General features: G+C 61.7%; 11 protein-coding genes. 8 read left to right on the top strand and 3 right to left on the bottom strand.

Annotation, left to right across the window (positions count from 1 at the left end):
* Window positions 1-131 precede the first annotated feature (131 nt).
* Entirely contained in the window at window positions 132-2,024 is a 1,893-nt protein-coding gene (gene mnmG, locus FDQ92_RS10910) for a tRNA uridine-5-carboxymethylaminomethyl(34) synthesis enzyme MnmG (protein WP_137424916.1), read from the bottom strand.
* A 55-nt stretch (window positions 2,025-2,079) separates the two neighbouring features.
* On the opposite strand from mnmG, the gene mnmL reads away from it, so the two are divergent.
* The gene (mnmL, locus tag FDQ92_RS10905; RefSeq protein ID WP_137424915.1) at window positions 2,080-2,991 is read left to right on the top strand and encodes a tRNA modification radical SAM protein MnmL/YtqA; all 912 of its coding nucleotides are present in this window, start codon (window positions 2,080-2,082) and stop codon (window positions 2,989-2,991) included.
* 1 nt (window position 2,992) lies between these two features.
* On the opposite strand, the gene FDQ92_RS10900 is transcribed toward mnmL, so the two are convergent.
* Both FDQ92_RS10900 and gltX read right to left on the bottom strand, forming a co-directional pair.
* Entirely contained in the window at window positions 2,993-5,233 is a 2,241-nt protein-coding gene (locus FDQ92_RS10900) for a cache domain-containing protein (protein ID WP_137424914.1), read from the bottom strand.
* Window positions 5,234-5,688: 455 nt separating this feature from the next.
* A complete protein-coding gene (gene gltX, locus FDQ92_RS10895; protein ID WP_137424913.1) occupies window positions 5,689-7,134 on the bottom strand; it encodes a glutamate--tRNA ligase in 1,446 nt (481 codons plus the stop codon).
* Between the two features lie 816 nt (window positions 7,135-7,950).
* Between gltX and FDQ92_RS10890 the strand changes: the two genes are divergently transcribed.
* The 7 genes from FDQ92_RS10890 (at window position 7,951) to fabG (ending at window position 13,882) form a co-directional block, all read left to right on the top strand.
* Window positions 7,951-8,493, top strand: coding sequence for a YceD family protein (locus tag FDQ92_RS10890; protein WP_137424912.1), 543 nt, complete (start codon window positions 7,951-7,953; stop codon window positions 8,491-8,493).
* A 109-nt stretch (window positions 8,494-8,602) separates the two neighbouring features.
* On the top strand, window positions 8,603-8,785 hold the full coding sequence (gene rpmF / locus FDQ92_RS10885) for a 50S ribosomal protein L32 (protein WP_137424911.1): 183 nt from the start codon (window positions 8,603-8,605) through the stop codon (window positions 8,783-8,785).
* 30 nt (window positions 8,786-8,815) lie between these two features.
* Window positions 8,816-9,901, top strand: a complete 1,086-nt coding sequence (gene plsX / locus FDQ92_RS10880; RefSeq protein WP_137424910.1) for a phosphate acyltransferase PlsX — start codon at window positions 8,816-8,818, stop codon at window positions 9,899-9,901.
* A 22-nt stretch (window positions 9,902-9,923) separates the two neighbouring features.
* Window positions 9,924-11,093 (top strand): acyl-CoA dehydrogenase family protein, encoded by a 1,170-nt coding sequence (locus FDQ92_RS10875; RefSeq protein WP_137424909.1) that lies wholly within the window; start codon window positions 9,924-9,926, stop codon window positions 11,091-11,093.
* Window positions 11,094-11,112: 19 nt separating this feature from the next.
* On the top strand, window positions 11,113-11,904 hold the full coding sequence (locus FDQ92_RS10870; protein WP_137424908.1) for an electron transfer flavoprotein subunit beta/FixA family protein: 792 nt from the start codon (window positions 11,113-11,115) through the stop codon (window positions 11,902-11,904).
* A complete protein-coding gene (locus FDQ92_RS10865; protein WP_137424907.1) occupies window positions 11,901-13,088 on the top strand; it encodes an electron transfer flavoprotein subunit alpha in 1,188 nt (395 codons plus the stop codon). The genes FDQ92_RS10870 and FDQ92_RS10865 overlap by 4 nt, the downstream gene beginning before the upstream one ends.
* 50 nt (window positions 13,089-13,138) lie before the next feature.
* Window positions 13,139-13,882, top strand: a complete 744-nt coding sequence (gene fabG / locus FDQ92_RS10860) for a 3-oxoacyl-[acyl-carrier-protein] reductase (protein ID WP_137424906.1) — start codon at window positions 13,139-13,141, stop codon at window positions 13,880-13,882.
* The last annotated feature ends 35 nt before the right edge of the window (window positions 13,883-13,917 follow it).

Here is a 13,917-nt window from a genome sequence, read left to right as displayed (position 1 = left end):
CCGGACCCGGCCAACCCTTCGGATCCGTTCACTTTTGAGCGGCCGCCCGCCGGCTTCGCGGGCAGACTCGTCCTACATACACGAATCCACCCGCCTGTGCCAAGAAAAATATGAATGATAATTCATTCATATCAGGCGGCGGACGCCTCCCCAGGTGGCGCCTGCCCTTGGAAACGCTTCAGGTAAACCATCAGCACCGATACGGCCGCCGGGGTCATCCCCGCGATCCGCGAAGCCTGCCCCAGGGAAACGGGCCGGATCCCGCTCAACTTCTGCCGGATTTCGTTGGAAAGCCCCGGGATCCGGTCATAGGGAAAGTCCTCTGGAATCTTTAAGTTTTCCAGCTGCTTGAACTTCTTGACCTCCGTTTCCTGCCGGCGCAGGTACCCTTCGTACTTGCATTCCACCTCCACCAGTTCCTTCACCCGGTCCTGGAGCGGTTCCGGCGGCGGCGCAAGCGTTTCAATGGTCTCGTAAGTCAATTCCGGCCGTTTGAGCAGCCGATCCAGGGGGATGCTTTCTTCCAGCGGCCTGGAGCCGGCGGATTCCAGCGTCCGGTTGACCCGCGGTTCGGGGCGGATCTTGGTCGTCCGGAGTCGGCTCAATTCGTCAGCCAACGCCCGCCGCCGTTCCAACAGCTGCCGATAGGCGTCCTGGGAATGGAGTCCCAGCCGGTAACCTTTCTCGAGGAGCCGCAGGTCCGCGTTGTCTTCTCGGAGCAGCAGCCGGTATTCCGCCCGTGACGTAAAGATCCGGTAGGGCTCGTTGGTACCCCGCGTCACCAGGTCATCCACCATGACCGCCATGTAGGCTTCGGACCGGTCCAGAAGGAAGGGCGGCCTCTTCTGGACTTTGAGCGCCGCGTTGATTCCGGCCCAGAGGCCCTGGGCTGCGGCTTCTTCGTAACCCGACGTCCCATTGACCTGGCCTGCCAGATACAGGCCGGAGACCAGCTTGGTTTCCAGGGTGGGAAGCAGCTGAGTGGGTTGAATGAAATCGTATTCGATGGCGTAGGCCGGGCGCATCACTTCGGCGTCTTCCAGACCCGGCACGGAATGAATCAACTGCAGTTGCACTTCGTAGGGAAGCGAATTGCCCGTCCCGCTGGCATAGATTTCTTCGGTATCCAACCCTTCCGGTTCCAGGATGATCTGGTGAAATTCCTTGTGAGGAAATTTCATCACTTTATCTTCCAGCGACGGGCAATAGCGGGCCGAGACGCCCTGGATCGTTCCATTGTATAAAGGGGAGAAATGGATGTTGCGCCGCACCAGTTCGTGGGTGCGGCTATGGGTCCGGCCCAGATGGCAGGAAACCTGGTTGAGTGCCACCGCGTTCGTAAAAAGGGAAAAAGGACGCGGTTCGGGATCGCCGCGTTGTTCCTCGAATCGGCTGAAGTCGATGCTGGCCCGGTGCAGTCGAGCGGGTGTACCGGTCTTCATCCGTCCCAGTTGGAAACCGAGATCCAGCAACTGATCCGCAAGGCGGTTGGAGGGAAACTCCCCGGCGCGGCCGGCGGGGATCTTGGCGGGACCGATATGGACCAGCCCGTGAAGAAACGTGCCCGCGGCGAGCACCACCGCGGGCGCCTTGAAAAAGGCGCCCGCTTGGTCCATGACTCCCGCCACGCGACCTTCTTCCACCACCAGCGCTTCCACCAGGGACTGCTTCAGATCCAGCCGCTCCCGGCATTCCAGTTCGTGTTTCATCAGGGTCCGGTACCGGACCTTGTCGTTTTGAGTCCGAGTGCCCCGGACGGCCGGACCCTTCTTGGTGTTCAGGCGGCGGAACTGAATGGCGGTCCGATCGGTGATGCGAGCCATCATGCCGCCCAGAGCGTCGATTTCCTTGACGAGGTGGCCTTTGCCGATGCCGCCCACCGACGGTGAACAGGGCATGTGGGCCACCGTGTCCAGAAAGATCGAAAAAAGGAGGGTCCGGCACCCCATGCGCGCGGCCGCAAGCGCCGCCTCGCACCCGGCATGTCCGGCACCCACCACGATCACATCGTAGACTGGAGTCATCTTCACACTTCCTTCACCTTTCGCTATGATCCCGAAGACGGGAGACAAGGAACCGATGGATTCCGAAAAGCTGTATCGCGATTACCCTTCTTACCTGCGGGAACGGTTCGGCTGCCGCGTTCAGAAGATTTCCCTGGACGCGGGCCTCACCTGCCCCAACCGCGACGGCACGCTCGGGCGCCACGGCTGCATCTACTGCAATGCGAGGGGTTCGGGGACCGGGGCCGCGGACACTCTGACCATCGCCGAGCAGATTCAGAGGGCGAAGACCGTCCTCGCCCGTCGTTACAAGGCCAAAAAGTTTCTGGGTTACTTTCAATCCTACACCAACACCTACGCTCCCTTGGAGCACCTGAGGCGCCTCTACGGCGAGGCCCTTTCCGACCCCGACGTGGTCGGTCTTTCCATCGGAACCCGTCCCGACTGCGTCCCGGACGACGTCCTCGATCACCTGGCGGCGGTCTCCCGCAACCACCTCGTCTGGCTGGAATACGGCCTGCAGTCCGCCAACGACGCGACGCTTAAGCGCATCCGGCGCGGCCATTCGGTGGCGGCCTTTGACGACGCCGTCCGGCGAACCCGAGATCGGGCCCTGCCCGTCTGCGCCCATGTGATTCTCGGACTCCCCGGCGAATCCTTTGAAGACATGATGGCCACCGCCCGCTTCCTGTCTTCCCGGGACATCCAGGCGGTGAAAATCCATCTGCTCTACGTTGTGCGGGGCACGGTCCTGGAACAGTGGCTGAATTCCGGGCGCCACCGCTGCCTCACCCGCGCCGAATATGCACGCTGTGCGGGGGAATTCCTCGCCCGCCTTCGCCCGGATATCATCGTCCAGCGGCTCACCGGAGACCCTCATCCCGAGGAACTGGCCGCTCCACGCTGGGCCATCGAAAAGCAGAAAAACCTCCAAGCCGTCTTTCATTATATGAAGGAACACGGACTGGTCCAGGGAAAGCACGTCTAAATCAGGACAGCGGCACATTGAGGCTCAAATGCAGTTCCTCCGAGCCCTTCCGATACACCTGGATGAGTCCACCGTGCTTGTAGACGATCATCTTCGCCAGGGGAAGGTCCAGCGTCCGGGTTTCGTCCATGCGGCTCGTGAAGGGATAGAAGAAATGGTCCAGATCGTCTTCCGAGACCTGGACGCCCCGGGCGATCAATTCCAATTGGGCGTTATTGTCACTGCAGCCGGTGCGAACCAGCAGCTGCCCTCCTTCCGGCCGCACGAACCCGACCACCGACCGGAGCAGCGTTTCCAGAGCCTGTTTGAAAAGGGCACGATCCAGCATCAGGGAACAGAGCCCTTCGGCCAACTCCAACTGATAATTTACGCCGGCCTGGGAGAGATACTGGGCGTTGTCGCGAATCACATCGGCCACGGCGTCGTTCAGGGCCATACGTTCCAGGGACACTTCCACCGGCTTGAGGTAAGCGAGAATTCGCTCCAGGATCCCTTCCAGCCGCATCACTTCCTCCAGGATGATCGAAACCTTTCGCCGGTTGGGATCGTCTTCCGGAAGCTTCAGAAGGAGCCGCCTGGCAAAACCTCCCGCCACCGCCAGAGGGTTCCTGATTTCATGGGCCAAACGGGCGGAGATTTCACTCAACGTCCGCAATTCCTCGGTTTGAATGATTTGTTGCTGCAGGCGATGCCGGTCGGTCACATCCACGAGGAAGCCGTCCACGACACGCAGCGACCCGTCTTCATGCAGCACCGGGAGCGCGTGGTCCAGGACGTACACGTATCGCCCGCCGGCGTGGCAGACACGGTATTCCGCTTTGAACTCGGTTCCCTCCCTCAGACAGCGCTCCATGAGCGGCCACACGCGTTCCCGGTCCTCTTCACAGACCTTCATCTTCCAGAAATCGGGCTCCCTGAGAACGGTCTCAGGGGACAGCCCCAGGAGTTCTTCGACGAAGCGGTTGATGTAGATGATCCGCCCCTCCCGATCCAGCCGGTACACCACCAGGGGAACCGTCTCCACCAGCGTGCGGTACTTTTCCTCCGATTCGCGAAACGCCTGGGTGCGTTCCCGCACCTTGTCTTCCAGATTGTCCGCGTATTCGCTGATTTTCCGGCGGGAGGCTTCAAGGGAGGAAACCATCTCGTCCAGGGCGTCGGCCAGAACGCCCAATTCCCCGGAAGGACGCAATGCGGTCGGTCTGACCGGCTTCCCCGAGGCTATCTCCCGAGCCATCTCGATCATCCGGGCGATGGGGCGGGTGAACATGAGACTCACCACGTAGATCGCCCCCACCGACAGGATCATGCCCAGGACCCCGATCCCCAGCATCCAGTGGCGATATCGCGTGGCGAGAGCCAGTATTTCCGAACGGTTCACTAGGAGCTCGACCAGGGCCTCGGTTTCACCCGCGTAGTTTCTGATGGGCCCGACAAGCACGGCATAGGGCTCAGAAAACAGCTCGCGGACGAAGATCCGTGGCTTCCCTGTCGCAAAGACTTCCCTGTATACGGAATCCTTCCGATCGAAGGCCTCGGGAAGGCTGGTCGCAAACACTTGGAAAACCCCGTCCTCGTCTCCGGGCAACATCAGGCTGATTTCGACGTTGGTACGGCGCCGCACTTCGCCCAACAGCTCCTCGCCCAATGCGAAGCCGATTTCCAGCGCGCCCACCAGCCGGCCTTCCCAGTGGACCGGGACGGCCCCCCGGATGCCGTACCCCGTCGCTCCGCGTTCCAGGCCGTAAACCTCAACACCCTTTTCCAGAACATCCTGGATCAGCTTCCGGTAGGGCGTGAGCAGGTCGCCGTACTGGTACAGCCGGTGAAGCCGCAGGAACGAACGCCCCGGTACAACTTCGAAATGAAACTGCTTGATGCCGTAATGTTGGTCTAAGAAGATGAAAGCGGGATAACACAGCTGGATCAACCGGCCGCGATCGCGTTCCGCCAGGGCCGCCGCCACCTCGGGGTTTCGAGCGAAACCGGAGGCCAGCGAGACCGCCCAGCGTCCGCGCAGATCCACGGTGTGCTGAAACGAATGATAAATCCCAAGGAGCCAGCGGTCTTCCTGCTTTCCCATCAGGTCGTTTTGGCTCATGATGAAAAGCCAGACCAGGGAAAAGGTTCCGAAAAAAGCCAGGCCAAGAAAGGGAACGATCAGGCGGTACCGGAGCGGAAGGTCTTTGAACCATGCAAGACGGTTTTTTGTTTCCCGTTTTCGGCTCGTCAGCCACGCCATAAAGTCACCGCCGAAGTGTTAGGGTCTTCCAAGACGCCGTCCAACATTAACTGTCCCCCTCGTTCCAAGGCTCTGGCTTGGGAACGGCCTCATGGGAATCGAAGCCGGAGCTCGGGAACAAGGAGGAAATCCCACTCTCCCCTCTCCCCTTAATCCCCTACCACAAGGGGAGGGGAGATAGAATTTCCCTCATTCCCAAGCTCCAGCTTGGGAACGGCCTCGTGGGAATCGAAGCCGGAGCTTGGGAACAAGGTGAAAATCCCCCTCTCCCTTGATGGGAGAGGGTTGGGGTGAGGGTGAGAAAACTAACGTATGTCAATCAGTTACATTCCCCTCCCCTTAATCCCCTCCCACAAGGGGAGGGGAGATAGAATTCCACCTCGTTCCCAAGCTGGAACTTGGGAACGAGGTGGAGAAACCTCGATGCTCCACCCATCGGCCCGAGGGCGGGCCTCCTACAGGTGCTCCATTGCGGGAGCAACGCCGTCTTCCCTTCGCATGAAATCCAGCGCCCGCCGCAAACGTTGCAGGACCCGCTCCTTACCCAGGATATCGATGACCTCAAAAAGCCCGGGGCTCGCCGTGACGCCCGTCAGGGCCACCCGGACCGGCTGGGCGATCTTTCCCAGTTTCATCTGAAGTCTTTCGCTGAGCCGGTGGAAGGCCGCCTCCAACGTCTTTTCGTCGAAAGCGTCCAGTTGTTCCAATTCGCGGATCAGCTGTTCGAAGGGCTCCACCATGTCGGGCTTGAGGAATTTCGCGGCCGCCGCGGGGTCGTAGTCCACCTCGTCCACCATGAAGAACTTGAGCCCGTCGGCCATGTCCACCAGCGTGCGGGACCGCGGCTGAAGGGTACTTACCGCTCGAGCCACATACGCCGGATCCCTTTTCGGGTAGCCGCGCTGGGCCAGAAAGGGTTCCAGGAGCACGACCAATTCCTCGGCTTTCCTTTCCCGGATGTAATGAGCGTTCAGCCACAGGAGCTTTTCCGGGTCGAACACGCTGGCCGATCGGCCGACGCTTTCCAGGGAAAACTTCCGGATGAGTTCTTCGCGCGTGAAGATCTCCTGATCGCCGTGGGACCACCCCAGTCGGACCAGGTAATTGACCAGCGCTTCGGGCAGGTAGCCCATGTCCCGATAGGCCATGACGGAGGTCGCTCCGTGGCGCTTGGAAAGCCGCGTTCGATCCTGGCCGAGGATCATCGGCACGTGGGCGAACCGGGGAAGAGGCGCCCCCAGGGCCTGGTAGATTAGGATCTGCCGCGGCGTGTTGTTCACGTGGTCGTCGCCGCGGATGACGTGGGTCACGCCCATGGTGATGTCGTCGATCACCACGGCGAAGTTGTAGGTGGGCATGCCGTCGCTCCGCAGAAGCACCAAGTCGTCCAACTCGGCGTTATCGAAGGCGATGGGGCCTTTGATCAGGTCGCGCAGAAACGTCTGGCCGGATTCGGGCGCCCGAAAGCGCACCACCCGGTCGGGCCCTGGACCGAGCCCCCGGTGGCGGCATCTGCCGTCGTATTTGGGCTTCCTGCCTTCCGCCAAAGCAGCCTGACGCCTTCTTTCCAGGTCTTCGGCGCTGCAGTCGCAATAGTAGGCATGGCCGGAATCGAGCAGACGTTCGATGAACTCGCGGTAGACATCCAATCGCTCCGTCTGGTAGTAAGGGCCTTCGTCCCAGTCCAGTCCGAGCCATTCCATGGCATCGAGGATCGCCCGGATGGATTCTTCGGTGGACCGGGCAAGGTCGGTGTCCTCGATCCTCAAGATGAAACGACCGCCCCGGTTACGCGCATACAGCCAGTTGAACAGTGCAGTTCGGGCTCCCCCTATGTGGAGGGTGCCCGTGGGGCTCGGGGCAAATCGCGTGACCACGCGGTCACGTTCGCTCGATTCCATAACGTACAGACTCCGCTCGGAAATGGAATGGTTGACCTCTTGTGCCGACCCCGGGGAACGGCTGCAAAGGCCCCTCGCGATTCAGCCGGCAACCGGTGGTCGCCGCCCCGCTCAAGCGGCGCGACGCGCCTTGGACCCGCCGACGCGAAGTCCCCGCTCAGTACGATTCCGAATAACACAAAGCCCCTGCGAGTACAAGGCAGCCGGAAGGGCCGACGCCGCTCCGTCCCGAACCGAACATGGCTCCAGGGTCCGAAGTCTTTGCGGCCGAAAGACAACCCTTCGCCTGGACTTGCTTTTACGTTAATGTAGAGAAACCGTGTTTTCGCCTCCTTGTGAGAGCCGCCTCGCCCGCGACCTAGGAGGCTGTCCGAAGACACAGAATCAACCCTTCGGGGCAACGCAATTCCCCTCGTTCCCAGGCTCTGGCTTAGGAACGGCCTCGTGGGAATCGAAGCTGGAGCTTCTGCACAGTTGTGTTCCCAAGCTGGAGCTTGGGAACAAGGTGGAAAGATCGGCATTCTCGGACAAGCTCCTGGACCGCCGGTAAGCGACCTGGATCGCCGGCAAGCGGGTCCTATGGAAGGGGATGGCCGGATCGAAGCAACGGTAACCCGAATGCCCCGGAGGTCTTGAATGGGAGGAGCCGGCGAATGCACTCGGCGGGAAGGATCGCCGGCGTGGAGCAAAACTCCTTGACAGTGCCGAGCCTATCCCTATACTCAACCATTTACTCGCTGCGGAAGGGTGCTTTCCGATGGAAACGCGGTCTCCCGCGCGATCCCTCGGGGGACGGAACCCTTGGAAGGAAGCGGAATGCGGATTCGTGTCGACGACATACCGGAGTCAGGACGCGTCCTCCATTATCATTGGGATAGAAACCGGCTGAAAGATTTCATGCCCCCCAACGATCCTTTTGAAATGGAGACGCTGCAGCCTGTCAGCGTAGATTTGGAGATTCACAAGGGTGCGGATCATGTCCGCATCCGGGGGAGCTTCAGCGCGCGGTTCCAACTCCAATGCCACCGGTGCCTGGATCCTTACCCGTGGCAGCTGCTTCAGGATGTGGACACGCTGTTGCTCGTAGAAAAAGACCTCCCGGACGAAGAAGAGGTGGAGCTGGAACCGGAAGATCTGGAGGTGGAATTTTTCGACGGCGAGGAGATCGACATCGATCGGTTGGTGGCGGAAGAGGTGTTTCTCGCTCTGCCGTTCCGAGCCCTTTGTTCGGAGGAATGCCGGGGACTTTGCCCGGGGTGCGGAGCCAATCTCAACCGCGAGACATGTCGGTGTTCCAAGTCCGATAAGGAATCCCCGTTTCAGGCTCTGGAACGGCTCCGGTCCCAATGGTCCAAGTAGACGTGAAGGGGTCTCGACGGGCGCACGGCCGCAGATCTGAACGATCGCCTTCAACCGCGACAAATCCTGTGTAAGGTTTTCGTCTTCACAACGTCTAAGGAGTGGTATCATGGCTGTCCCGAAACACAAAACATCCAAGTCCCGGCGTGACAAGCGCCGCAGTCACAAGAGACTGGCCGCACCTTCCTTCGCCACGTGCCCGCAGTGCCGCGAGTTGAGACTGCCTCACCGCGTCTGCCCTGCGTGCGGCCACTACCACGGTCGTACCGTGCTGGAGGTGGAGGAAACCTAGCATTGGGGATGTGCGCAAGGGGTTGGGGGGATGAGAATCGTTCTGGACGCCATGGGAGGCGACCGTGCCCCCCGATCGCTGGTAGAGGGCGCGTTGCTGGCCCGGACCCGATGCCCTGCCGAGATCGTCCTGGCGGGCGATGAATCAACACTTCGACCCTTGTTCGCAGACCTTCTGAAATCACGACCCGAGGCGGCCGTTTCCGGTGGTGTTTCCATAGTCCACGCACCGGAAGTCGTGGGCATGGACGAAGCGGGGCCGGCGGCGCTCAGAAAGAAAAAGGCTTCGTCTCTCGCCGTGGCCATGGGATTGCTGGCCGCCGGCGAGGCGGACGCGGTGGTGAGCGCGGGAAACAGCGCCGCCGTGGTGGCTCACGCCAAGCACCACCTGGGGCTCGTTCCAGGTCTTCGGCGCCCGGTCCTGGCTGTTGTCATTCCCACTCTCCGGGGAAACGCTCTGCTGCTGGACGCAGGGGCTCACGTTGAAGCCAAGGGCATCCACCTGGCCCAATCGGCCGTCTTGGCCGACGCGTACCTGAGATTGAAAGACGGCCTGACCCGGCCGCGGATCGCCCTGCTGAACATCGGCGAAGAAGCGTCCAAAGGCCCCAAGGTTGTTCGAGGAGCCTATGGGCTCCTGGAGCGGACGACTCTCCATTTCATCGGGAACGTGGAAGCCCACCAGGTTCTGGAAGGTACGACGGACGCAGTGGTCTGTGACGGTTTTTCTGGGAACAACCTCCTCAAATTCCTCGAAGGGGTAGCGGAGTTCCTGAGGCGCTCGGCGGCGATCGAACCTTGCCTGGAACCGGCTTCCGGGGGTTCGCCGTCCTCCAACCCCTGGAAGGAATGGGCCGAGCGGATGGCGGCCCGGGAATTGGGAGGCGCGCCGCTGCTCGGCGTGCTCAAACCCGTCGTGATCGCCCATGGGAGGTCGGAGGCGCCGTCGATCGCCAACGCCGTCGGGGAGGCTTTTCTTTCGGCATCTTCGGATCTTTTCCGGCGCATGGCCGAAGACTGCGAGCAGTCCCGCATCCTCAGTGAACTCAAGCACCAGCATGCCGTCTACGCTTTGGAACGACTGAAGCAAACATGGCGATTCGGCCAGAAATCCTGACGCTCACAAAGGGGAGGACCTTTTGAATTACTTCCTGACAGAAGAACAGCAGATGATCCAGGATCTCGCCGCTCAGATCGCCCGAGAGAAGATCCGGCCTCAGCGTGCGGAGCTGGATGAAGCCGAGGCGTTTCCCACGGAGTTGATGAATGTTCTCGCCCAGTCGGACCTTTTCGGTCTCTACATCCCCGAAGAATACGGGGGCTTGGGCGGCGGCATCCTGGAAAACTGCCTGGCCGTGGAGCAGCTGGCACGCGCGTGCGTGGGGGTGGCCACAACCTTTGCGGCGAGCGGCCTGGGCGCCTACCCGATCCTGCTCTACGGAAACGATCGGCAGAAGAAACGTTACCTCACGGATATTGCGAGCGGCCGGCGCCTCGCTGCTTTCGCCGTAACGGAATCGGGAGCCGGAAGCGACGTCACCGCCGTGAAGACCACAGCGGTGCGCGACGGGGACACCTACGTTTTGAACGGCACCAAGCAGTGGATCACCAACGGCGGCGAAGCGGAAATCTATTCGGTGCTCGCCATCACGGATCGGAGCAAGGGGCCCCGGGGCGCCAGTTTCTTCGTTGTGGAAAAGGGTGATCCGGGTTTTTCCTTCGGCAAGAAGGAAAAGAAGCTCGGCATTCGAGCGTCGGCCACGCGCGAACTCGTCTTCCAGGACTGCCGCATCCCCGGAGACCGCCTGATCGGCCGTGAAGGGATGGGGTTCATCATCGCCATGAAGACCTTCGACAAATCGCGGCCCGGCATCGGGGCCCTGGGGGTCGGACTGGCTCAGGGCGCTTTGGACGTTTCCGTCGAATACGCGAGAAAGCGGGTTCAGTTCGGAAAACCCATCATCAGCTTCCAGGCGATCCAGCACAAGCTGGCGGACATGGCCATCAAGACGGAGGCGGCGCGGGCCCTCATCTATGCCGCGGCGCGCCACCTGGATACCGATCCGGCGGATGCAAGCAAGGTGGCCGCCATAGGCAAGGTCTTTGCCAGCGACACCGCCATGGAAGTGGCCACGGAAGCCGTCCAGATCTTCGGCGGCTACGGATACATGCGCGATTACCCCGTGGAAAAGATGTTGCGGGACGCCAAGATCCTCCAGATCTACGAAGGCACCAACGAAATTCAGCGAAACATCATCGGGCAGGAACTGAACAAGGAATACGGCCGCCTCAAGGAATCGTTCATCTGACAGGGTTTTCGCAATGCCGATGCACGTCGTCGTTTGTATCAAGCAGGTTCCTGACGCAAAGAACGTACGGATCGATCCCGACACGCACACCCTGGTACGCCAGGGGGTCGATGCCATCATCAACCCTTTTGACCTCTTTGCCGTCGAAGCGGCGCTTCGCCTCAAGGACGCCTGCGGCGCCCGGGTCACCGCCGTGACCATGGGGCCGCCCCAGGCCGAGGAGGCCCTCCGGGACATGCTGTCGCGCGGCGTGGACGACGCCCTCCTTTTGAGCGACCGGGCCTTTGCCGGTGCCGACACCTGGGCCACCGCCGGAACCCTCGCCGCCGCCGTCCGGAAGATCGGCGACGTGGACCTGATCTTCTGCGGCAAGCAGGCGGTGGACGGCGACACCGCTCAGGTGGGGCCCGAACTCGCCACAATCCTCGACATCCCCTATGCGACCCTCGTCAAGGACTTCGAGCTGCTCGAAGGCGGCCACCTGAAGGCGGTCAGGCGTACCGACGAGGGAACCGAGATTTGGAAGCTGCCGCTCCCGGCGCTGGTAACCGTACTTCGGGACGTGGGGAACCCCCGCGTGCCGTCTCTCAAGCACAAGATGCGCGCCAAGAAGGCGGACATCCCCGTATGGGGGCATGGGGACCTGGGCCTGGATCCCGACGCTGTGGGTCTTTCCGGATCGTACACCCAGGTGGTCCGTGTCTTCAGCCCGCCGCGCCGCTCCGATCGCATCCTCATTCAAGGCGCGGTTGAAGAACAGGTCGAACAGCTTTACCGCTACCTCAAGGAAGTCAAGGTTCCAGGTCTATGAAGGCGCTCGTCGATCCCAGGAAATGCACCGCCTGCGGCGTATGCGAAGGCGTCTGCCCGGTGGAGGCCATCACCGTTACGGAAACCATCGCTGAAGTATCCGACGCCTGTACGCTGTGCGGCCTGTGCGTGGATGCCTGCGAATTTGGAGCCCTGTCGCTTCCCGAGGCTGGAGCGCGCCCTGTGGAGGATCTCGAGTCTTACCGCGGGGTCTGGGTTTTCGCCGAATGGCGTAGCGGCGTCGTTCATCCGGTAAGCCGGGAACTCCTGGGCGCAGGCCGAAAGCTCGCGGACAAGCGAGGCGTGGAACTGGCGGCGGTGCTGCTGGGCCACCGGATCGAAGCGGCCGCCGCAGAACTGCTGGATTACGGGCCCGACGTGGTCTACGTGGTGGACCATCCGGAACTGGCGCGCTTCACGGACGAAACCTACGCCGCCTCACTGGTGGAACTGGCCCGCCGGCACAAGCCGGAAATCCTTCTGGCCGGCGCGACCACCATGGGCCGGTCCTTCATCCCCAGGGTGGCCGCCCTCCTGCAAACCGGCCTCACCGCAGACTGCACCGACCTGGATATCGGTGAAAACGGGCTTCTGCTTCAAACCCGCCCGGCCTTCGGCGGAAACGTCATGGCTACCATCGTTTGCCCCAACCGCCGCCCTCAGATGGCCACCGTACGCCCTCGGGTGATGAAGCCGGCGGTGGATCGTCGAAACGGGCGCGTGGAAGCGGTGACGCTTCCGGAACGGTGCTTCGAACACCGCGTGGAAGTGCTCCAGGTCATTGCCGAAACCGATGAAACGGCCAAACTCTCCGAAGCGGAAGTGATCGTCACGGGAGGCCGTGGCCTCCAGAAGCGGGAACATTTCCGGATGGTGGAAGAGCTGGCCCGGCTTCTCAAAGGGGCCGTGGGAGCGTCCCGGAGCGTGGTTGAGGAAGGCTGGATCGGCCCGTCGCACCAAGTGGGACAGACAGGACAGACCGTCGCCCCGAGCCTCTACATGGCCATCGGGGTTTCCGGGGCAATCCAACACATCGTCGGGATGCAGGGTTCCAGGATCATCGTCGCCGTCAACAAGGATCCCGAAGCACCGATTTTCGACGTCGCCACGTATGGCGTGGTGGGGGATCTCTTTCAGTTCGTTCCGGCTTTCATCCGGAAAGTGAAGGAAGAACGCGGCGAATGAGGGCCGCCGGCGACAGATCGCCCGGCCGGCTCATGGACGGAAGGATGAAGATGGATCTGGAAAGAGTGGTCCTGGTGACGGGGGCGAGTCGCGGCATCGGGCGGGGCATCGCCGAGGTCTTCGCGGAACCGGGCTGGCACGTGGTCATCAATTTTCATTCCGGCCGTCAGGCGGCCGAGGAAACCGCCGAGGCCGTGGCCGCCCGCGGCGGCGAAGCGCATCTGAAACCCTTCGACATCGCGGACCCTGAAGCGGTAAAAGAGGCCTTCAAGGAAGTAACGGACCAGCTGGGCCGACTCGACGTCCTCGTCAACAACGCGGGGATCACCCGGGACAACGTTTTCCCGAGGATGAAGCTCACCGAATGGGACGATGTGATGAACACCAACTTGAGGGGCGCGTTCCTGTGTTGCCAGGCGGCGGTGAGACCCATGATGCGGCAGCGCTTCGGGCGGATCGTGAACATAACGTCGGTGGTCGGGGTCACGGGCAACCCCGGCCAGGCCAACTACTCGGCCGCCAAGGCCGGCCTCATCGGACTCACCCGGTCCCTCGCCCGCGAACTCGTATCACGCAACATCACCGTGAACGCGGTGGCTCCCGGTTACATCGAAACGGAAATGACGGCGAATCTTCCGGAAAAGGCTCGAGAGGCCCTGCTGGGACAGATTCCGGCGGGGCGGGTGGGGAAACCCGAGGAAGTGGGACTGGCCGTGCGGTTTCTGGCCTCGGAAGGCGCGGGCTACATCACCGGCCAGGTGCTTCACGTCAACGGCGGGATGCACATGGGCTGATCCGGTGGATACGGACCAACCTGACGTTTTGCGGA

Source organism: Desulfoglaeba alkanexedens ALDC (assembly GCF_005377625.1).
Classification (GTDB): Bacteria; Desulfobacterota; Syntrophobacteria; order Syntrophobacterales; family DSM-9756; genus Desulfoglaeba; species Desulfoglaeba alkanexedens.
This window is presented reverse-complemented; position numbering and strand designations above follow the sequence as displayed.

Bases quoted from the DNA above. Each gene is read 5' to 3' on its own strand.
- FDQ92_RS10870 (WP_137424908.1), top strand. From the start codon at position 11,113: ATGCACGTCGTCGTTTGTATCAAGCAGGTTCCTGACGCAAAGAACGTA.
- FDQ92_RS10890 (WP_137424912.1), top strand. From the start codon at position 7,951: ATGCGGATTCGTGTCGACGACATACCGGAGTCAGGACGCGTCCTCCAT.
- mnmG (WP_137424916.1), bottom strand. From the start codon at position 2,024: ATGACTCCAGTCTACGATGTGATCGTGGTGGGTGCCGGACATGCCGGG.
- FDQ92_RS10900 (WP_137424914.1), bottom strand. From the start codon at position 5,233: ATGGCGTGGCTGACGAGCCGAAAACGGGAAACAAAAAACCGTCTTGCA.
- gltX (WP_137424913.1), bottom strand. From the start codon at position 7,134: ATGGAATCGAGCGAACGTGACCGCGTGGTCACGCGATTTGCCCCGAGC.
- FDQ92_RS10865 (WP_137424907.1), top strand. From the start codon at position 11,901: ATGAAGGCGCTCGTCGATCCCAGGAAATGCACCGCCTGCGGCGTATGC.
- mnmL (WP_137424915.1), top strand. From the start codon at position 2,080: ATGGATTCCGAAAAGCTGTATCGCGATTACCCTTCTTACCTGCGGGAA.
- fabG (WP_137424906.1), top strand. From the start codon at position 13,139: ATGGATCTGGAAAGAGTGGTCCTGGTGACGGGGGCGAGTCGCGGCATC.
- plsX (WP_137424910.1), top strand. From the start codon at position 8,816: ATGAGAATCGTTCTGGACGCCATGGGAGGCGACCGTGCCCCCCGATCG.
- rpmF (WP_137424911.1), top strand. From the start codon at position 8,603: ATGGCTGTCCCGAAACACAAAACATCCAAGTCCCGGCGTGACAAGCGC.